This is a genomic window from Mycobacterium lehmannii, assembly GCF_001499925.1.
Classification (GTDB): Bacteria; Actinomycetota; Actinomycetes; order Mycobacteriales; family Mycobacteriaceae; genus Mycobacterium; species Mycobacterium lehmannii.
The window spans coordinates 237,832-257,581 of the sequence record NZ_LQIR01000012.1 but is presented as its reverse complement, the minus strand read 5'-3'; the positions used below and the strand labels follow the sequence as shown (position 1 = coordinate 257,581).

The window sequence follows — 19,750 nt, the reverse complement described above, 5'->3', positions numbered from 1 at the left end:
CTGGTCCGTCATCCCGATACCTTGCTCTGATCATCGTCGACCGCCGACTCGGGCGCGTCGCTTTCGGGCGGTACGCCAAGCGCGTCGAGCACGGCACGGGCGGTGGCGACGCCGATGCCGGGTACCGCGGTGATCTCCTCGATCGACGCCTCCTTCAGTCGGGCCACCGATCCGAAGTGGGTGACCAGTGCTTTCCGGCGATGCTCACCGAGTCCTCGAACCGAGTCAAGCGCCGACGCGGTCATCCGCTTGGAACGCTTGCTGCGGTGATAGGCGATCGCGAACCGGTGCGCCTCGTCGCGTACACGCTGCAGCAGGTACAGTCCTTCACTGTTGCGCGGCATGATCAGCGGATCGGGCTCCGACGGAACCCACACCTCCTCCAGACGCTTGGCCAAGCCGATCACCGCGACGTCGGTGATACCCAGCTCGTCGAGCACCGCTTGTGCGGCGTTGACCTGTGGCGCACCGCCATCGACGACGAACAGGTTGGGTGGGTAGGCGAACCTGCGTGACTTTCCTTCCGGCGCAAGCTCTGTCGGATGCTGGGTGTCGTGCAGGTGACGGTAGAACCGGCGCCTTGTCACCTCGGCGATGGAGGCGACATCGTCGGCACGGCCGTCGCCCGCGGCCTCTCGGATTGCATAGTGCCGGTAATCGGACTTGCGCGGTAAGCCGTCCTCGAAGACCACCAGCGAGGCCACCACATCGGTGCCCTGCACGTGGCTGATGTCGACGCACTCGATGCGCAACGGCGCCTCGGCCAGCCCCAACGCGTCCTGAATACTCTGCAGCGCAGCGGTTCTCGCGGTGAAGTCACCGGCACGCCTGAGCTTGTGCTGGGCGAGCGCATCCTGCGCATTGCGGCGGACCGTCTCGGCGAGGGCGCGCTTGTCGCCCCGCTGCGGCACGCGCAACGACACCCGAGAGCCCCGCAACTGGCTGAGCCAAGCGGCCAATTCGTCGGAGTTGCTCGGCAGGCACGGAACCAGCACCTGACGCGGCACGGGATTGGTCGCCTCGTCCCCGCCGCTGTCACTGGCGCCGCCCAATTCGGCCTGATCGCCGTAGAACTGGGTCAGGAACTGCTCCACCAAACGTTCCTGGCTCGATTCTCCCGGCTCACCGGACTTTTCCACGATCCAACCGCGCTGGCCGCGCACCCGGCCCCCGCGGACGTGGAAAACCTGCACGGCCGCTTCGAGTTCGTCGTCGGCGAATGCCACCACGTCGGCATCGGTGCCGTCGCCGAACACCACCGCCTGTTTCTCCAGCGCCCGTTTCAAAGCGCCGATGTCGTCGCGCAGGCGTGCGGCCCTCTCGAAATCCAGTTCCTCGGCGGCCTCGTTCATCTGGTGTTCGAGCTCGCGGACCAACCGATCGGTCTTACCGGCGAGGAAGTCGCAGAAATCGAGAACGATCTGGCGGTGCTCTTCGGCGCTCACCCGACCGATGCAGGGGGCCGAACACTTGTCGATATAGCCGAGCAGGCAGGGCCGATCGATTTGCCTGTGGCGCTTGAACACTCCGTTAGAGCATGTGCGCGCCGGAAACACCCGCGTCAGCAGGTCGAGGGTTTCGCGGATCGCCCACGCATGCGAATAGGGTCCGAAGTACCGGACGCCCTTGCGCCGGGCCCCGCGGTACACCATCAGCCGCGGATACTCCTCGTTGAGTGTGACCGCGAGCACCGGGTACGACTTGTCGTCTCGATACCTGATGTTGAACCGCGGATCGAACTCCTTGATCCAGTTGTATTCGAGCTGCAGCGCCTCGACTTCGGTGTTGACCACCGTCCACTCGACGCTGCCCGCAGCCATCACCATCTGACGTGTGCGTGGCGCCAGGCTCGCGACGTCGGCGAAGTAGGAGTTCAGTCGGCTGCGCAGGCTCTTCGCCTTGCCGACGTAGATCACCCTGCCGTGTGGGTCGCGGAATCGGTAGACGCCCGGTTCGACGGGAATCGACCCTGGGGCGGGTCGGTACGTCGAAGGATCAGGCACGCAATCCAGGTTACTGCCGCGTTCCGACCGCCCCGATCCACTACCGTCGGGTGATGCGGATCTCCTCGCTGACCAAGGTGATGGCCCCGCTGACCGGGTTGGTGCTGGTGCTCGCCGGCTGCTCGAGCGACGACAGCAGCACCGAGTCTGAGGCCGCCGGACCGTGCGCGATCGTCGAGAACGGCACCCCGGTGGTCAAGACCACCGCCGGACCCTCTCCCGGGCCGCCGACGTCCCGCGACATCTCCACCAATCCCGAGGTGGCCACGGGTTACCGCACCGACATGACGCCGGTGCGAACCAGCAGCTTCTCGGTGGTCACCGCTAATCCGCTGGCCACGCAGGCCGCGTGCGAGGTGCTCCGCGACGGCGGCACCGCGGCGGACGCACTCGTCACCGCGCAGGCCGTGCTCGGCCTCGTCGAGCCGCAGGCGTCGGGCCTCGGCGGCGGCGGCTTCCTGCTCTATTTCGATGCGGCCGCCGGTGAGGTCCAGGCCTACGACGGCCGCGAAACCGCGCCCGCTGCGGCCACGGAGAACTATCTGCGCTGGGTTTCCGAAACCGACCGGACGGAGCCCAAACCGGACGCCAGGGCCTCGGGGCGTTCGATCGGTGTGCCCGGCATCGTGCGGATGCTCACCGAGGTGCACGCCGATCACGGCAAGACGGGCTGGCGCGACCTGTTCGCTCCCGCAGTCCGGATGGCCGACGACGGCTTCGACATCAGCCCGAGGCTGGCCGCGGCCATCGATGACGCGGCCCCCGAGCTCAAGCTCGACCGCCAAGCGGCCGAATACTTCCTCAACGGCGACGGCAGCCCCAAGACGGAGGGCACCCGGCTGACCAACCCGGCGTACTCGAAGACGTTGGGCGTCATCGCCACCGACCCTCAGGCGTTCTACACCGGCGCCATCGCCCGCGACATCGTCGCCGCAGCGGCCGACGCCTCCGGGGGCCGGACGCCGAGCCTGATGACCGTCGAAGACCTCGCCAACTACTCGGTCAAGGAACGCGAACCGCTGTGCAGGCCGTACCGCGGACGGGAGATCTGCGGGATGCCACCGCCGTCGTCAGGCGGCATCGCCGTGCTGGCGACTCTCGGCATTCTCGAACACTTCCCGATGGCCGATCACAAGCCCAGCGACGTCGACCTCAACGGCGGCCGACCGTCGGTCATGGGCGTACACCTGATATCCGAGGCGGAACGACTGGCGTACGCCGACCGCGACAAGTACGTCGCCGACACCGATTTCGTGCCGCTGCCGGGCGGCTCACCCGACACGCTGCTCGGCAGTGACTACCTCGCCGGTCGGGCCGCGCTGATCTCCGAGCAGCACAGCATGGGCACCGCGAAACCCGGCGAGTTCGGACCGCCTACCAGCCCCGGCCCGCCCGTCCCCGAGCACGGCACCAGCCAGGTCAGCATCGTCGACCCGCAGGGCAACGCCGCGTCGTTGACCACCACGGTCGAGTCGGCGTTCGGCTCGTTCCACATGGTCGACGGGTTCCTCCTCAACAACCAGCTCACGGACTTCTCGGCCGAGCCGGCCGGCCCCGACGGGGCGCCCGTGGCGAACCGGGTCCAGCCCGGCAAGCGACCGCGCAGCACGATGGCGCCGACCCTGATCTTCGACCAGGCACAGGGCCGGGCCGGCGAGCGCGGACGCCTCTATGCGGTCCTGGGTTCGCCCGGCGGTGCGGTGATCATCCAGTTTGTGGCGAAAACCATTGTGGGAATGTTGGATTGGGGGCTCGACCCGCAGCAGGCGGTGTCGATGGTCGACTTCGGCGCGGCGAACACCCCGAAGACCAATGTCGGCGGTGAGCATCCGATCATCGACACCTCCGATAACGGCGGTCACGACCCGCTCGTGCAGGGGTTGCGGGCACTCGGCCATCAGGTGGATCTGGCCGACCAGTCGAGCGGCCTGTCGGCGATCACCCGAGACAGCACAGGCCTCATCGGCGGGGCGGATCCGCGCCGGGAAGGGTTGGTCATGGGCGACACCCGATGACCGAATGTGTGGCCCGGATCGGCGAAATCGACTGGCAGACATTCGCTGCCATCCGGTTGAGGGCGCTGGCCGACTCGCTGGGTGAGAAGGATCCAAGCTACCGGGACGAGGCGGCCTTCACCGCAGCGCAGTGGTGGCGGCGGCTGCGCGACCATGCGCAGTTCGTCGCGCTCGACGGTGACCGTCCCGTCGGAATGATCGGGGCGCAGCAGGAGAACAACGAGACCGTGTATCTGTACTCGCTGTGGCTGGAACCCGCGGCACGGGGTCGGGGCCTGGCGCGGCAACTGGTCGCCGCGGCTCTCGACTGGGCGCGCACCAGCAACGTGCACACGGTCCGCTTACGGGTGGCGATCGACAACGCGGCGGCGCGTCAGGTGTACGAGAGCATCGGGTTCACCGTCGCCGAGGACCAAACCACCTCCGAGCGCGACGAACTCGCGATGTCGCTCAGCGTGAGTTGAGGCCCTTGTAACGCTCGAGGACGTCGCGGACGCGGTCCATCGCGTCGATGGCGCGTCCCTTGTCGACGGCCTGGATCGCCATGATCGGAATGTACTCGTCGTCGGGCAGGTCCACGCGCGCCCACCGCGCGCCCCTCGGGAAAGAGATGTCGACCACGTCGGACCACGGAATCGTCTTGTCGTTGACGAGGTTCCGCACGCTCACACCGGCTGCGCCGACTCGAAGCCGGGGCCGGGCGAACATCAAGACCACCCCGGCAATGACGACGCCGAGCAGCGCGATCGCCACCTGGTCGGCGGTCCGAAAGATCACCCCGGTCGAGCTGATCTTCAACAATGCGCCGACCGTCACATGCGCGGCGAGGATCAGCGCTGCGGCTCCGTAAGCGAAATACGGTGCCAGGTGCGGGCGTATCTCGACATCCCAGCCGGTCATGAGCGCGAACGAATGTCGCGCAACGTCAGCGCGGTCGACAACGCGGCCGCCGCCGCCTGCGCGCCTTTGTCCTCAGACGACGACGGGAGCCCGGCCCGGTCGAGGGCCTGCTGCTCGCTGTTGGTCGTCAGCACGCCGTTGGCCACCGGTGTCGACGCATCCAGCGACACCCGGGTCAGGCCCTGCGTCACCGCGTCACACACATAGTCGAAATGCGGTGTCTCCCCGCGGATCACCACGCCCAGCGCCACGACCGCGTCATGGTCGGCCGCCAGCGCCTGTGCCACAACGGGAATCTCAATGGCGCCCAGTACCCGCACCACCGTGGGATTGTCGATCCCCGCGCCGGCAGCCACTTTGAGTGCCCCGTCGAGCAGTGCGTCGCAGATGGTCTCGTGCCAGGTGCTCGCCACGACGGCTAGCTTGAGCCCCGATCCGTCGATGTCTGGAAGATCGGGTACGCCTGTACCACTCACAGGGCTCCACCGAGATCGGTCGGCCGGCGGTCACCGAGCAGGTATACGCCCTCGTCGTAGTCGGCCATGGTGGTGGCCTCGTGATAGGCGTCCAGACCGCTCAGGTCGTGGCCCATCCGGTCCCGCTTGGTCATCAGGTAGCGAATGTTCTCCTTGTTCGCCCGCACCGGCAGCGGCACGCGTTCGATGATGTGCAGCCCGTAACCGTCGAGCCCGACCCGCTTGGCCGGGTTGTTGGTGAGCAGCCGCATCGATCGCACGCCCAGGTCGACGAGGATCTGCGCTCCGATGCCGTAGTCGCGGGCGTCGGCGGGCAGGCCGAGCTTGAGATTGGCGTCGACCGTGTCGTCACCGGCGTCTTGCAGTTGGTAGGCCTGCAACTTGTGCATCAGGCCGATACCGCGGCCTTCGTGGCCGCGCATGTACAGCACGATGCCGCGGCCTTCGCGGGCGACCATCGCCATGGCCGCGTCGAGTTGGGGTCCGCAGTCGCAGCGTCGAGAGCCGAACACGTCACCGGTGAGGCATTCGGAGTGCACCCGCACCAACACGTCGTGGCCGTCGCTGGTCGGGCCTGCGATATCACCCTTGACCAGCGCGACATGCTCGACGTCGTCGTAGATGCTGGTGTAACCGACGGCGCGGAATTCGCCGTGGCGGGTTGGTATCCGGGCCTCGGCGATGCGCTCGATGTGCTTCTCGTGCTTGCGCCGCCACTCGATCAGGTCGGCGATCGAGATCAGCGCGAGGTCATGTTCGTCGGCGAAGATGCGCAGCTCGTCGGTCTGCGCCATCGAGCCTTCGTCCTTCTGGCTGACGATCTCGCAGATCGCGCCGGCCGGCTGCAACCCGGCGAGGCGGGCCAGGTCGACGGCGGCCTCGGTGTGGCCGGGGCGGCGCAGCACGCCTCCGTCCTTCGCCCGCAGTGGCACGACGTGGCCCGGCTTCGTGAAATCGTCTGCGATGCTTGACGGATCCGCGAGCAACCGCATCGTCGTTGCCCGGTCGGCAGCCGAGATACCCGTTCCCACACCGTTCTTCGCATCCACCGTGACGGTGTAGGCGGTGCCGTGCTTGTCCTGGTTCACCGCATACATCGGCAGCAGACCCAGCTTGTCGCAGATCGCGCCGTCCAGCGGGACGCAGAGGTAGCCCGAGGTGTAGCGAACCATGAACGCAACAAGCTCCGGCGTCGCCTTTTCGGCGGCGAAGATGAGATCGCCCTCGTTCTCGCGATCCTCATCGTCGATCACGACGACGGCCTTGCCCGCGGCGATATCTGCCACCGCGCGCTCAACAGTGTCAAGCCTCGTCACCACATCAGTATGAACCACCGGGGTTCAAAACTTATTGCCAGGCCGCTGAGCTGGGCATTTACTCCTGCTTTCGCCGTCGGCGGCGCTCTGTGGAACCTCTGTGTATTTTCGGGATTGCTCCTTGGCCGAGTCGCCGGATGTCTACGCTACGTTTCCTGGTCACGCTCAAAGGGACTCATATGAATGCGTCACGTTTCACCGCTGGAAGGCTGCTCTTCGCCGCGTGCGCTGTGGCCGCCTCCGGTCTGTTCCTTGCCGTCGCACCGTCGGCGGCCGCCCAGCCGAGCGACATTGCTCCTCCGGGACCCGGCCCCACCGCGTCCGACGTCATCCCGGCAGTGGGAGTGCTCGAAGGAATGTGGCAGCAGTACGTGCCCCGAAACGTGGCCCCGCCCGACCAGATGGGCGCGGTCGACCGGTTCTTCAACGATTTCGTTCCGACCGCGACTCAGGTTAGCGACTTCTTCACCATCATCCAGCAGTTCCGTGGGCCACTCGGCTACTAGACGTTGACCACCGCTGCTCCAAAGTGGCGGCGGCTCAATCGCTTTGGGGAGCGAGTAGCCGCTCGACATACTTGGCGATCACGTCCACCTCGAGATTGACCAGCGTACCGACCTCGGCGCGGCCGAGCGTCGTGAGATCGAGCGTCGTGGGAATCAGCGACACCTCGAACCAGTCGTGTCCGAGCCCGGACACCGTCAGCGAGACACCGTCGACGGTGATGGAGCCCTTCTCCACCACATACCGCGACAGCGCGGTCGGAAGCGCGATGCGCACCACGACCCAGCGTTCCGACGGGGTGCGCGCGATCACGTGGCCGGTGCCGTCGACGTGGCCCTGCACGATGTGCCCGCCGAGGCGGCTGTTCACCGCCGCCGCACGCTCGAGGTTGACCCGGCCGCCCACCGCGAGGCGGCCCAGGCTCGACCGGTTCAGCGTCTCCCCGATCACGTCGGTGGTGAACGTCGCATCCGGGCGCACCTCGACCACGGTGAGGCAGACGCCGTTCACCGCGATCGAGTCCCCGTGGCGGGCGTCCGATGTGACGAGGGGCCCGCGGATGGCGAGCCGCGCGAAATCGCCGAGATCCTCCTTGGCGACGACCTCGCCGACCTCTTCGACGATTCCGGTGAACACCTCGCCAGACTATCGAGATCGCCGCCTCCTCCGGCGTGGACCTGTTCGCCCTGGCAGCGCCCGCGCGCCGAGTCGGTGCGCTCGGACCCTTTACGATGCACTCATGCCCACGCGCCTCCTGACGATCTTTGCCGCCCTCGTTGCCGTCATCGCCCTTCTGGCCGGTTGCTCCTCCACATCGGAGGAGTCCACGAAAGACCTCCCCGACGGCGCGACCCTGCTGCAGCAGTCCAGCGAAACGACCGAGAAGCAGACCAGCGTGCACCTGAAGCTGCAGGTGCAGGGCACGATCGAGAAGTTGCCGATCGAGCAGCTCGAGGCCGACCTCACCAACGCTCCCGCGGTCGCCGCGCAGGGCAAGGCCAACCTCATGTTCATGGGCCAGCGCCTCGAGGGTGTGGAGTTCGTGGTCGCCGACGGCAACCTGTATGCCGCGATGAGCGCAGGCAGCGGGTTCCAGGACTTCGGCCCGGCCGCTGAAATCTTCGACGCCTCGGCCGTGCTCAACCCCGAAACCGGCCTGGCCAACGCGTTGCGCAATTACGCCGACCCCAAGGCCGAGAGCCGCGAGACGATCAACGGAGTCGAGTCGGTCCGCGTCAACGGAAACGTCAGCGCCGACGCGGTGAACAAGATCGCTCCGCAGATCGAGGCCACCGGCCCGGTGCCCGGTTCGGCTTGGATCGAGGAGGGCGGCGATCACAAGCTCCAGCAGGTCAGCCTGCAGATCGACGCCGACACCAGCCTCACGATGACCCTGTCGGAATGGGGTAAGCCGGTGACGGTCACCAAGCCGGCGGCCTGATGGCGGTTCCAGCGCAGGCCACCAGCCACGAAGCGGCTCTGGCGGCGACGACGCCGAACCGCCGCCGGATCGCGATCAGCGCGGGCAGCCTCGCGGTACTGCTCGGTGCGCTCGACACCTATGTCGTGGTCGCGATCATCACCGACATCATCATCGATCTCGGCATCCCGATAAACCAGCTGCAGCGGGTGACCCCGATCATCACCTGCTACCTGCTCGGTTACATCGCCGCGATGCCGCTGCTGGGCCGCGCCTCGGACCGGTTCGGCCGCAAATTCATCCTTCAGGTGAGCCTGGCCGGCTTCGCGGTCGGATCAGTCGTCACCGCTATGTCGAACGACCTGGTTCCCATGGTGATCGGTCGCACGATCCAGGGTGTCGCCAGCGGTGCGCTTCTGCCGGTCACGCTGGCGCTGGCCGCCGACCTGTGGGCCAGCCGCAACCGCGCCACGGTGCTCGGCGGGATCGGCGCCGCGCAGGAGTTGGGCAGTGTGCTGGGGCCGCTGTACGGCATCGCCGTGGTGGCGGTGCTGAACACCTGGCGCGACGTCTTCTGGATCAACCTGCCGCTGGCCGCCGTCGCCATGGTGCTGATTCACTTCAGCCTGCCCTCGCGCCTCAAACCCGAGAACCCTGAACGGGTGGACGTCGTCGGCGGAGTCCTGCTGGCCGTCGCGCTCGGCCTGGCGGTGATCGGGCTCTACAACCCGGCACCGGACGGCCGCAAGATCCTGCCCAGTTACGGGCTTCCGGTGCTTTTGGCCGCACTGGTGGCCGTCGTGGCCTTCTTCGTCTGGGAGAGGTACTCCCGCACACGCCTGATCGAACCCGCCGGCGTGCATTTCCGGCCGTTCCTCGCTGCGCTGGGCGCGTCCCTGTGCGCGGGCGCGGCGCTGATGGTGACGCTGGTCAACGTGGAACTGTTCGGGCAGGGCGTGCTCGGCAAGAACCAGACCGACGCCGTCCTTCTGCTGCTGCGCTTCCTGATTGCGCTACCCATCGGCGCCGTGATCGGCGGGTGGGTCGCGACCCGCATCGGCGACCGACTGGTGGCCTTCGTCGGCCTGATGATCGCCGGAGGCGGTTATTACCTGATCTCGATGTGGGGCACCGACGTGCTGAGCACCCACCACGACCTCGGGTTCATCACCCTGCCGGTGCTCGACACTGACCTCGCGATCGCCGGTCTCGGCCTTGGCTTGGTGATCGGGCCGTTGACGTCGGCGACGCTACGCGTGGTTCCCGCCGCCCAGCACGGCATCGCGTCGGCGGCCGTGGTGGTGGCCCGGATGATCGGCATGCTGATCGGCCTGGCCGCGCTAACCGCGTGGGGCCTCTACCGGCTCAACCAGCACCTGCAGACGCTGCCGTTCCCGGCCGGGGCCGACACCCTCGCCGAACGACTGGCCGCCGAAGCGACCCGCTACCGCGAGGCCTACGTGCTGCAGTACGGCGACATCTTCCTCGTCACGGTCGTGGTCTGCGTCGTCGGCGCCCTTTTGGGCCTGCTCATCGGCGGCAAGCAGGAGCACGCCGACGAACCGGCGGAATTGGTCGGGGAAACGCCCGTCGATCGCGGCGACGGCGCCTAGCAGCGCTCGAGGCCGGGGCGCAGCAGCATCGGCTCGGCCGGCTTGACCGGTGCGGCCTCCTCTGCGACAGCCTGGTCGGGCTGAGCCCGGAAGGTGCCGCAGATCAACGCCTTGAGGGTTCGGGGGTGCATCGGGCGATAGCTGAGCCAGTCCTGCAGTGCAGTCATGGGTCGTCGTCCTTTGTTCGTGCTCACCAGCGCGCAAATCGTCGGTGAAAGCGCGATTACGGCGGGCCGTACGCGGCCCACTCTGGTACGAGTGTACCGACGTGAACGTGCTGATTGACTCCTCGACGCGCGGGGTATGCGGGGCATCACACCTAACGTCAACGGAGAAAGCTCATGGCAAGTTCACTGAATGGCAAGAAGATTGCGTTCCTGGTTGCGACCGAAGGTGTCGAGCAGGTCGAGCTGACCGAGCCGTGGAAGGCCGTCGAGCAGGCCGGGGGCACCCCTGAACTGGTGTCGACGGAGGTCGGCAAGATCCAGGCGTTCAACCACCTGACCCCCGCCGACACGTTCGACGCCGAGAAGTCCGCCGATTCGGTGTCGGCGTCCGACTACGCGGCGTTGGTGCTGCCCGGCGGCGTGGCCAACCCGGACAACCTGCGCATGAACGCCGACGCGGTCGCGCTCACAAAGAGTTTCTTCGATGAGGGAAAACCGGTCGCGGTCATCTGCCACGGACCGTGGACCCTCGTCGAGGCGGACGTCGTGCGCGGACGCACCATGACGTCGTGGCCCAGCGTGAAGACCGACCTGGTCAATGCCGGGGCCAACTGGGTGGATGACGAGGTCGTCGAATGCTCGCGTGGGCCAAACACTTTGGTGTCCAGCCGCAAACCCGATGACCTGCCGGCCTTCTGCAACACGTTGGTCAGCGCTTTCGCGAAGTAGCCGAAACCCCACGCGCCGAGGACCACAGCCGGGGTAACGTCGCCGACATGCTCATCGCCGCGCTGCGCGACATGCAGTGGCGAAGGCGACGTTTCGCCATCGCGGTGTTGTCCACCGCGATCATTTTCGGGATGACGCTGGTGCTCACAGGTTTGGCCAACGGTTTCCAGACCGAGGCCGAAAGAACCGTCGACAGCCTCGGTGTCGACCAGTTCATCGTGAAGGCCGGCGCGTCGGGTCCGTTCGTGGGTGCCACACCGTTCGCCCCCGTGGAATTACGCCGTATCGCTGCCGCTCCCGGCGTCGATGCCGCCGCTCCCCTGGCCTATGCCGGCGGCACGGCCACTCTCGACGGGGCGACGCGCAACGTCGACATCTTCGGCGCGCCCGAACGCGGACCGGGTATGCCGGCCGTCATCGAAGGGCGCGCGGCCACGACCCCCGACGAAGTCGCGGTGTCCACCACATTGGGTCGTGGCGTCGGCGATGAGGTCGAGATCGCCTCGCAGACGCTGCGTATCGTCGGCCTGGTGGAGAACTCGACCGCATTGGCGAACCTGCCCAATGTGTTTCTCACCACAGAGGGCGCACAGCAGTTGGTGTACGGCGGCGAGCGACTGGTTGCCTCCATCGGCGTCCGCGGTTCCCTTGAGCAGGTGCCCAACGGCTATCGAGCGGTCGACCGCGCCGGAGCGATCGAGGATCTGCTGCGGCCGTTGAAGGTGGCCGTCAACTCCATCACCATCGTCGCGGTCCTGCTGTGGATCGTCGCCGCGCTGATCGTGGGTTCGGTCGTCTACCTGTCCGCGCTGGAACGGCTGCGGGACTTCGCCGTCTTCAAAGCGATTGGGGTGCCTACCCGTTCGGTGATGGCCGGACTCGCCCTGCAGGCGGTGATCGTGGCGCTGTTGGCCGCGTTGGTCGGCGCCGGGCTGTCGCTGTTGCTTGGACCGCTGTTCCCCATGCAGGTGATCGTGCCCACAGAGGCCTTCGTCGCGCTGCCGGTGGTCGCGGTGGTGATCGGCCTCATCGCCAGCGCGGCGGGGTTACGTCGTGCGGTGTCAGTCGATCCCGCCCTGGCGTTCGGGGGGCCGTGAGCCCATGGGCGATCTGTCGATCCAGAATCTCGTCGTCGAGTACAGCAGCGGCGGGCACGCCGTACGCCCGATCGACGGCTTGAACCTCGACGTCGCGGCCGGCTCGCTGGTGATCCTGATGGGCCCCAGCGGATGTGGGAAGACAACGCTGTTGTCGTGCCTCGGCGGGATCCTGCAACCCACTTCGGGTGCGATCAAATTCGGCGACGTCGAGGTGACCTCGCTCGACGCCAACGAGCTCGCGACATACCGCCGCGAGACGGTGGGATTCGTGTTCCAGGCCTTCAACCTGGTGCCCAGCCTGACCGCGGTCGAGAACGTGATGGTGCCGCTTCGCGCAAACGGCATGTCGCGCCGGGCTTCCCGGAAGCGGGCCGAACAGCTGCTGGCACGGGTGGGGCTGCAGGACCGTCTCGACCACCGGCCAGGTGACCTCAGCGGCGGACAGCAGCAGCGGGTGGCGGTGGCCCGGGCGATCGCGCTCGATCCCCCGCTGATTTTGGCCGACGAGCCCACGGCGCATCTGGATTTCATCCAGGTCGAAGAGGTGCTGAAGCTGATCCGCGAGCTGGCGTCCGATAATCGGATGGTGGTCGTGGCGACACATGACAGCCGGATCCTGCCGCTGGCCGATCGGGTCGTCGAGATGGTGCCGAACTTCGCCTCCACCGACCGCCCACCGGAGACCGTAAAGCTGGAAGCCGGTCAGGTGCTGTTCGAGCAGGGCACCATGGGCGACCAGATCTATATCGTCGATGACGGCGAGATCGAAATCATGCGTGAACTGGCCGGCGGCGGTGAGGAATCGCTGAAGGTGGCGACCGAAGGCGACTACTTCGGCGAGATCGGGCCGCTGTTCCATCTGCCTCGGTCCGCGACGGCCAAGGCGCGAACCGAGGCGACCGTGGTGGGCTACACCGTGCAGGCTTTCCGAAAACGGTTGGGGATGACCGGAGTTCGCGACCTCATCGAGCACCGACCGCTGAGCGGCGAATTAGACGGGAGCCCGCTGAGCGGCGAATTGGACGGGAGCCCGCTGAGCGGCGAATTCGACGAGGGCCCGCTGAGCGAGAAGGACGATAGCGCGCCGGACGCCGAGGACGCGGCTACCCCGGAATGAGGCTCAGCAGCACGTCGGGGCCGATGGGGTCGATCTGATCGAAGCGCCACCGCTGGGCGTGCGCGATGCTCAGCACACCGACATCGTCGACCGCGGTAATCGGGCCACCGAGAAGGATCGGTGCGACGTAGGCCAGGATCCGGTTGATGACGCCGGCGCGTAGGAATGCGCCTGCCAACGTCGGACCGCCTTCGAGCAGCACATCGGTGCGATCGGACAGCGCCTTGATCACTTCGTGGGGATCGCGGGTGCGGATCACCATGGTGCGTGAGTCGTCGTTGAGAACCCTTGCCTCTTGCGAGATCTCACGCTCTCCGACGACGACCCGCAGCGGTTGACGATCGGCGAGGGCGCCGTCGGGGAGTCGCGCCGTCAGTGCCGGATCGTCGACGAACACGGTGCCGGTTCCGACCACGATCGCATCGGCGACGGCGCGCCTGCGGTGCACATCCGCGCGGGCGGCTTCGCTGGTGATCCATTGGCTGCTGCCGTCGGCCGCCGCGCTGCGACCGTCAACGCTGGTCGCGAATTTCCATGTCACATGCGGCGACCCGGTGCGTTGTTTGTGCAGCCACTCGCGCAGCGGGCCGCCCGCCACCGCGTCGGAGAGCACACCCGCGGTCACGGCCACCCCCTCCTCGGCGAGCCGCGCTGCCCCACCCGCCGCGATCGGGTTCGGGTCGGCGACCGCATACGCGACCGCCGAAACTCCGGCGGCGACAAGCGCATCCACGCAGGGCGGGGTGCGGCCGTAGTGATTGCACGGTTCGAGCGCCACGACGGCGGTGCCTCCGGCGGCGCGCTCACCCGCCCTACGCAAGGCGACCACCTCGGCGTGCGACCCACCGGGAGGCTCCGTGGCCCCCACACCGGCCACCTCGCCGTCGCGGTCCAGAATGACCGCTCCGACCGGCGGATTGGGATAGGTCGTGCCCTTGACCTTCTCCGCCTGTTGGACCGCCAGCCGCATCGCGGCTTCGAGATTCATGCCCGCAGATGCTTGGAGGCGGCGGCGGCCTGCCTGCGCAACGACTCCACCGCCGCGGCGGGGTCCTCTGCGCTGTATACGGCCGAGCCCGCGACAAAGCAGTCCACCCCCGCCTCGGCCGCCTGCTCGATGGTGTCGGCGTTGATGCCGCCGTCGATCTCGACGACGATCGTCAACTCGCCCGCGTCCACGAGGCGCCGGGCCGTACCCACTTTCACCAGCACTTCCGGGATGAACTTCTGCCCGCCGAATCCCGGCTCCACCGACATGATCAGCAGCGTGTCGAACTCGGGCAGGATCTCCAGGTACGGCTCCAGCGGGGTGCCCGGCTTGACCGACAGCCCCGCCTTGGCGCCCGCGGCGCGGATGTCGCGGGCGACGCCGACCGGGTTGTCGGTGGCCTCGGCGTGGAACGTGACGTTGTAGGCGCCCGCTTCGGCGTAGGGCGGCGCCCACCGCTCGGGGTTCTCGATCATCAGGTGGCAGTCCATCGGGATGTCGGTCACCTTCAGCAGCGATTCGACGACGGGCTGACCGATGGTCAGGTTCGGCACGAAGTGGTTGTCCATCACGTCGACGTGCAGCCAGTCCGCACCGCGCACGGCCTCGGCTTCGTCGGCGAGCCTGGCGAAGTCGGCCGCCAGGATCGACGGCGCGATCAGGGGTCCTGCCATGGGCCTACCCTACTTTGAGCGCGGCGGCGAACATCGCATCGGTGCCGTGGCGGTGCGGCCACAACTGGACATAGGGCCCAGCTCCGAGATTGTCCGCGGGCGCGAACAGCGGCCGGGTGTCCAGCGCTGTCACGGGGTGTCGGCGCAGCGCGTCAGCGACGACGCCCACGGTCTCGGCCAGGTGCGGCGAACATGTGGCGTAGAGCACCACGCCGCCCGGCCGCGTCAGCCGGATCGCCGACGCCAAGAGTTCACGTTGCAGTTTCGCGAGCGGCGGCACATCCCCGGGCCTGCGCCGCCACCGTGCCTCGGGCCTGCGCCGCAGCGCACCGAGGCCCGTGCAGGGGGCGTCCACGAGCACCCGGTCGAAGCCGGGTTCCACGCCGGGCTCGCGACCGTCGACGCGAAGCACGTCGACGGGGAGGCCGCGGGTGTTCTGTTCGACGAGATCGGCGCGCGCGGGCGCGGGTTCCACCGCGGTGACCCGTGCGCCGTCGGGCGCCAACGCGGCCAGCATGGCCGTCTTCCCGCCGGGGCCCGAGCACAGATCCAGCCAGCGTCCGCCGTCGGCGCCGTCGATTCCGGCCAGGGTCAGCGCCTGCGCGACGAGTTGGCTGCCCTCGTCTTGCACCAGCGCATTGCCGTCGCGCACCGCCTGCAACCGGCCCGGGTCACCGCCGGTGAGGTACACCGCGTAGGGCGAATACCGGCCGACCGTGCCGTCGACCTGCGTGGCCAGTTCCTGCGCGGTCAACGCCCCTGGGCGCACGGCGAGGTGCACGGCGGGCCGAGCGTCGTCGGCGGCGAGCAGCGCATCGAGTTCACCGGCGTCGACGCCCAGCGCATCGGCGAACGATTGCGCGACCCACCGGGGGTGCGCATGCACGAACGCCGAATGACCGATGGGGTCGGTCGCCGCGTCGGGCGCCAGTTCCGCGACCCAGGACTGTTCGTCGCGCGAGGCGATGGTGCGCAACACGCCGTTGACGAAACCGGCACGGGCCGAATCGAACTCGATACCGGCCTGCTCCACGGTGGTGGACACCGCGGCGTGTTGCTCGACCCGCGTGCGCAGCAGCTGATAGGCACCGAGGCGCAGGAGGTCCAGGAGAACGGGGTCGATCCTGTCGGTGGCGCGGCCCGCGGCGTGACTGATGACCGCGTCCAACAGTCCTTTGGTTCGGCAGGCGCCGTACGCGAGTTCGGTGGCGAAGGCCGCGTCACGGCCGCTGATGCCGCGTTCCCGCAACAACGCCGGCAGGGCGAGGTTGGCGTAGGCGTCCTTTTCCGAGACGGCGCGCAACACGTCAAACGCGACCCGGCGGGCCGGGTCCAGAGGCTTGCGCCGTTGCGGACGGTTGCTGCGCGGCTTGATCATTCGGCGGTCATTCGGCTCGTGCCGAATCATCGAGGCGGGCGCCGCGGGCCCAGTCGGCCGCGTCCATGAGCTTCTTGCCCGGTGGTTGAATCTGTCCGAGCAGCGCAGGCTGCGACGCGGTGCCGACGCGCACGCCGTCGCGGCTGACGCGGATCGCGCCGGGCGCCATGGCCTGCGAGTCCTCGTCGACGGTGACGGGACCGACTTTGACGCGGAGGTCGCCGATCATCGTCCAGGCACCGGGATTCGGTGTGACGGCGCGGATCCGCCGCTCGACGACATGGGCGGGCAGATCCCACCGCACGCGCGCCTCGTCGACGGTGATCTTGGGAGCGATCGTCACTCCCTCCGAGGGCTGCGGTACCGCCGTCAGCGTGCCGTCGGCAATTCCGTCGAGCGTGCGATCGAGCAGCTCCGCACCTGAAATCGACAGTCGCTCAAGGAGATCACCTGCCGTGTCCGTCGGTCGGATGGTTTCGGTGACGACACCGTAGACGGGACCGGAGTCGAGGGCGGGTTCGATGAGGAACGTGGTCGCGCCGGTCACGGTGTCCCCCGCCGCGATCGCCGCTTGCACCGGCGCGGCTCCGCGCCACGCCGGCAGCACCGAGAAGTGCAGGTTCACCCAGCCGTGTTCGGGCACGGCGAGCAGTCGCTCGCTGAGCAAAGCGCCGTAGGCGACCACCGCGCAGCATTCCGGCGCCAGTTCGGTCAGTTCGGCGATGAACTCGTCGGAGTTCGGCTTCGACGGCCGCAGCAGCGGGATGTCGTGCTCGAGCGCCAGCCTCGCGACCGGCGACGGTGAAGGCTTGCCGCGCCGACCCGATGCCGCATCGGGGCGGGTCAGCACCGCGACAACATCGTGACGTGGCGATTCGATCAGACGGCGCAGCGCAGGCAGGGCGGGTTCCGGGGTGCCGGCGAAGACGATGCGCACCGCGCCAGTCTAGAGACGGCGGCGGTGACGACGTCCGGGTGCTCAGCGCGGGGTCTGGTAGTACTCGCGTTCGGACACGCCGGTCATGGGTGCGACGAACATCCACGGGATCGTGGTGATCAATCGGTTCAGTGTGGCGACCGAGTCGTTGTAGTACTGGCGCGCGAACGCCAGTTTGTTCTCGCTGTCGGTGAGATTTTCCTGCAGGTTGAGAAAATTGTTCGACGAGTTCAGCTGCGGGTAGTCCTGGCCGAGCGCCAACAGCGGGGCCAGCGCGGTGTCGAGTTGCTTCTCGGCGGCGCTTCGTTGGGCCACCGATGTGCCGGTGGTGGCCGAGGTCAGGGCGGCGCGCGCGTTGGTGACGTGGTCGAGGATGCCCTTCTCGTGCGCGGCGAAGGTCTGCACGGTGTGCACGAGGCTCGGGATCAGCGACGCGCGACGCGTGAGCTCGACGTCGATTCCGCTCAGCGCCTCGGCGACACGTACGTCGGCCGAGCGCAGTTTGTTGTAGCCGAGGACGAAGACGATGAACGCCAGCACCGCCAGCACCAGTGCGATCGTCAGTAGCAGCGTCACCATGAGCCGCCGCCCCCGCTGGACGACTGTGATGCGGTGTACGCGCCGATCGACGACGACAACGCGGACTCGAAGCTGTCGAAGTTCGCTCCGCCGGAGCCGCCGACAAATCCCGTACCGCCGTGTGTGGTCGAGTTGTACCAATCCGGCTGTGGCGCAGCCGCTCCCATCGTCGTTTCGTACTTCTTTGCCCACAGTGCCGCGGCGCCCGCAGCGACCGCGAACGGAACGTAGGCCGAGTAGAGGTCTTTGCGCGCCCCGAAGTCGAATCGCGCCTCGGCCGAATCGGTGGTCAACATGCGGTGGAAACCACCTGCGCGCGACCAGAGATCGCGGCCGGCCTCGGTGCGCCTGGTCCCTACGCCCGCGGCCCACGAACCGATCGACAGCAGGAAGAACGCCGCGAACGGCAACGCCCACATCGTGGTCGGAAAGAGCCAGCGGAAGACGGCGCACAGCATGAGCACGAACGCGATGGCGTTCGCGGTGCGGAGCCAGAGTTCGTTGCGCCGTTTGACGAGAAGCTTGTTGTCGAAGGCCCAGTTCTGGACGGCCTTGGCCAGATCGGTCTTGGCCTTGTTGAGCTTCTGGCCCGACTTGACGGTCTTCTTCGCTTCAAACTCGCCGCCCGGATGCAGAACCTTCAACACCGACCCGACGGTCACACTGACCGGGTCCACGTCGACCCAGGCGCCGTGCTCGGCGATGCCGCGGATCCGCCAATGCTTCTCGCTGACCTGGCGCAGTTCGATCAAGCCCCGCTCGGCGAGGTAGAACAGCGTCGCGGTCAGGGCTTGTTTGGGAACTGTCTCGGTCCGGATGTACTCCGTCTGCACCGGGCCGAGGCCCTCCGGTGGCGCGTACTGCAGTGGGAAACCCGGCGACGGTTCGACGGTGGTGCGGTACCACAGCAGACCGGCCAAGCCGGCCGCCACAGTCAGCGCCGCCACCCATAGCGCTCCGGCCAGCGACTGGCCCAGCACGCGGTCCCATTCATAGGTCCAGGGCAGCTCGGTCCGCGGCGGCGTCGGCACGTCCACACTTGCCCGCACTGTCACCGGCGTGCGCGGCGGGAGGTTTCGGGCCGAGAATTCCACCCTGTTCCCCGTGGTCGTCAGGTCCAGGCACTGCCCGCCGACGCCGTATCCGACCGAACACTGCACGCGGGGAACGTCTGCGGGCAGCCCGATCGAGATGTCGGCGCGCTGGATCCGGTTGTTCCAGGCCGGCGCGATCACGTTCCAGAAGAACACCGATTCGGTCGCGGCGGGCTCACCCGACGATGTCGCGAATCTCCGGTCCGCACCGGTGGTTCCGGGATCGAGGACACCGTCGATGGAGTAGCGGATCTCGTATACGTGCTCGCCGTAGCTCAGGTAGCTGTCGGGATCGCCGATCTTGGCGACCAGGAACCGCTCACCGTCTTCCCACAGCAGCTCGTAGGGCGCCGGGTCGCCGTCGAGAAGGATGGAGTCGATCTCCGGCACCTGGCGCACGTGAGGACTGTTGGGGTTGGTCACATCCCAGTACCGGAAGATGCCGTGCCTGCCGCTGGGAAAATCCGCGGTGATGGTCTCCACGGCGTCGAGCCGCCCGTCTTCGTCGACGAGGAGGTCCACGTCGTAGTCCGTGATGACGACGGGGTCGTCGGCGGGTGCGGCCTCCGAACCACCACCACCGCTGAACACCACTGGCCAGAGCACCGCAAATGCCAGCACCAGCAACGTGATCGACCACGCGAACAGCCGGCGCATGCGGTCCTCCTGTTGCGTGCGACGCCAGGTTTCCGGTTCACCCTAAGTGCAGCGGGCCGATTTCGGCGCGAACTGGCCATCGG

The 19,750-nt window shown here is 67.7% G+C and carries 19 protein-coding genes and 1 pseudogene; 8 read left to right on the top strand and 12 right to left on the bottom strand.

Translation table 11 applies throughout. The features are described from left to right. Positions 1-8: 8 nt before the first annotated feature. Positions 9-2,003: an excinuclease ABC subunit UvrC gene (uvrC, locus tag AU192_RS09235; protein ID WP_064395467.1), complete on the bottom strand. Its 1,995-nt coding sequence runs from the start codon at positions 2,001-2,003 to the stop codon at positions 9-11. A 53-nt stretch (positions 2,004-2,056) separates the two neighbouring features. On the opposite strand from uvrC, the gene AU192_RS09230 reads away from it, so the two are divergent. Both AU192_RS09230 and AU192_RS09225 read left to right on the top strand, forming a co-directional pair. After that, positions 2,057-4,018: a gamma-glutamyltransferase family protein gene (locus AU192_RS09230; protein WP_174523674.1), complete on the top strand. Its 1,962-nt coding sequence runs from the start codon at positions 2,057-2,059 to the stop codon at positions 4,016-4,018. Continuing rightward, positions 4,015-4,482 (top strand): GNAT family N-acetyltransferase, encoded by a 468-nt coding sequence (locus tag AU192_RS09225; protein ID WP_064395466.1) that lies wholly within the window; start codon positions 4,015-4,017, stop codon positions 4,480-4,482. The genes AU192_RS09230 and AU192_RS09225 overlap by 4 nt, the downstream gene beginning before the upstream one ends. On the opposite strand, the gene AU192_RS09220 is transcribed toward AU192_RS09225, so the two are convergent. The 3 genes from AU192_RS09220 to AU192_RS09210 are packed head-to-tail and all read right to left on the bottom strand — an operon-like array spanning position 4,469 to position 6,710. Continuing rightward, positions 4,469-4,918: a PH domain-containing protein gene (locus AU192_RS09220; RefSeq protein ID WP_064395465.1), complete on the bottom strand. Its 450-nt coding sequence runs from the start codon at positions 4,916-4,918 to the stop codon at positions 4,469-4,471. The genes AU192_RS09225 and AU192_RS09220 overlap by 14 nt on opposite strands. Then, positions 4,915-5,394 (bottom strand): 6,7-dimethyl-8-ribityllumazine synthase, encoded by a 480-nt coding sequence (gene ribH, locus AU192_RS09215; RefSeq protein WP_064395464.1) that lies wholly within the window; start codon positions 5,392-5,394, stop codon positions 4,915-4,917. Before ribH ends, AU192_RS09220 begins: the two co-directional genes overlap by 4 nt. Further along, complete coding sequence (locus tag AU192_RS09210; RefSeq protein ID WP_064395633.1) at positions 5,391-6,710, bottom strand: bifunctional 3,4-dihydroxy-2-butanone-4-phosphate synthase/GTP cyclohydrolase II; 1,320 nt, start codon at positions 6,708-6,710, stop codon at positions 5,391-5,393. Before AU192_RS09210 ends, ribH begins: the two co-directional genes overlap by 4 nt. Before the next feature lie 179 nt (positions 6,711-6,889). Between AU192_RS09210 and AU192_RS09205 the strand changes: the two genes are divergently transcribed. Continuing rightward, positions 6,890-7,216 (top strand): hypothetical protein, encoded by a 327-nt coding sequence (locus AU192_RS09205; RefSeq protein WP_133148017.1) that lies wholly within the window; start codon positions 6,890-6,892, stop codon positions 7,214-7,216. A gap of 34 nt (positions 7,217-7,250) precedes the next feature. Here the strand turns inward: AU192_RS09205 and AU192_RS09200 are convergent, their stop codons facing one another. Continuing rightward, complete coding sequence (locus AU192_RS09200) at positions 7,251-7,850, bottom strand: riboflavin synthase (RefSeq protein ID WP_064395462.1); 600 nt, start codon at positions 7,848-7,850, stop codon at positions 7,251-7,253. A gap of 103 nt (positions 7,851-7,953) precedes the next feature. Between AU192_RS09200 and AU192_RS09195 the strand changes: the two genes are divergently transcribed. Continuing rightward, the gene (locus AU192_RS09195) at positions 7,954-8,655 is read left to right on the top strand and encodes an LppX_LprAFG lipoprotein (protein WP_064395461.1); all 702 of its coding nucleotides are present in this window, start codon (positions 7,954-7,956) and stop codon (positions 8,653-8,655) included. Further along, positions 8,655-10,247, top strand: a complete 1,593-nt coding sequence (locus AU192_RS09190; RefSeq protein ID WP_242656921.1) for an MFS transporter — start codon at positions 8,655-8,657, stop codon at positions 10,245-10,247. Before AU192_RS09195 ends, AU192_RS09190 begins: the two co-directional genes overlap by 1 nt. Here AU192_RS09190 and AU192_RS25665 read toward each other — a convergent pair. Next, a complete protein-coding gene (locus AU192_RS25665) occupies positions 10,244-10,414 on the bottom strand; it encodes a hypothetical protein (protein ID WP_164673994.1) in 171 nt (56 codons plus the stop codon). The two genes, AU192_RS09190 and AU192_RS25665, sit on opposite strands and share 4 nt — an antisense overlap. Positions 10,415-10,588: 174 nt before the next feature. Here AU192_RS25665 and AU192_RS09185 point away from each other — a divergent pair, with 174 nt between their 5' ends. The 3 genes and pseudogenes from AU192_RS09185 to AU192_RS09175 form a co-directional block, all read left to right on the top strand. After that, entirely contained in the window at positions 10,589-11,143 is a 555-nt protein-coding gene (locus AU192_RS09185; protein ID WP_207544919.1) for a type 1 glutamine amidotransferase domain-containing protein, read from the top strand. 47 nt (positions 11,144-11,190) lie between these two features. Beyond that, a complete protein-coding gene (locus AU192_RS09180; protein WP_064395460.1) occupies positions 11,191-12,240 on the top strand; it encodes an ABC transporter permease in 1,050 nt (349 codons plus the stop codon). 4 nt (positions 12,241-12,244) lie between these two features. Beyond that, a pseudogene (locus AU192_RS09175) lies at positions 12,245-13,234 on the top strand (ABC transporter ATP-binding protein); the annotation flags it as partial. 112 nt (positions 13,235-13,346) lie between these two features. Here AU192_RS09175 and ribD read toward each other — a convergent pair. From ribD to AU192_RS09145, 6 genes are read right to left on the bottom strand one after another with little or no spacing between them, the layout of a single operon-like run. Further along, positions 13,347-14,348: a bifunctional diaminohydroxyphosphoribosylaminopyrimidine deaminase/5-amino-6-(5-phosphoribosylamino)uracil reductase RibD gene (gene ribD / locus AU192_RS09170; RefSeq protein WP_064395459.1), complete on the bottom strand. Its 1,002-nt coding sequence runs from the start codon at positions 14,346-14,348 to the stop codon at positions 13,347-13,349. Beyond that, a complete protein-coding gene (gene rpe, locus AU192_RS09165) occupies positions 14,345-15,022 on the bottom strand; it encodes a ribulose-phosphate 3-epimerase (RefSeq protein WP_064395458.1) in 678 nt (225 codons plus the stop codon). The genes ribD and rpe overlap by 4 nt, the downstream gene beginning before the upstream one ends. Positions 15,023-15,026: 4 nt before the next feature. Continuing rightward, positions 15,027-16,397: an RsmB/NOP family class I SAM-dependent RNA methyltransferase gene (locus tag AU192_RS09160; protein ID WP_165593284.1), complete on the bottom strand. Its 1,371-nt coding sequence runs from the start codon at positions 16,395-16,397 to the stop codon at positions 15,027-15,029. 10 nt (positions 16,398-16,407) lie between these two features. Then, complete coding sequence (fmt, locus tag AU192_RS09155) at positions 16,408-17,337, bottom strand: methionyl-tRNA formyltransferase (protein WP_064395456.1); 930 nt, start codon at positions 17,335-17,337, stop codon at positions 16,408-16,410. A gap of 42 nt (positions 17,338-17,379) precedes the next feature. Then, entirely contained in the window at positions 17,380-17,916 is a 537-nt protein-coding gene (locus AU192_RS09150; protein WP_064395455.1) for a LemA family protein, read from the bottom strand. Then, the gene (locus AU192_RS09145) at positions 17,910-19,667 is read right to left on the bottom strand and encodes a DUF2207 domain-containing protein (protein WP_064395454.1); all 1,758 of its coding nucleotides are present in this window, start codon (positions 19,665-19,667) and stop codon (positions 17,910-17,912) included. Before AU192_RS09145 ends, AU192_RS09150 begins: the two co-directional genes overlap by 7 nt. Positions 19,668-19,750 lie beyond the last annotated feature (83 nt).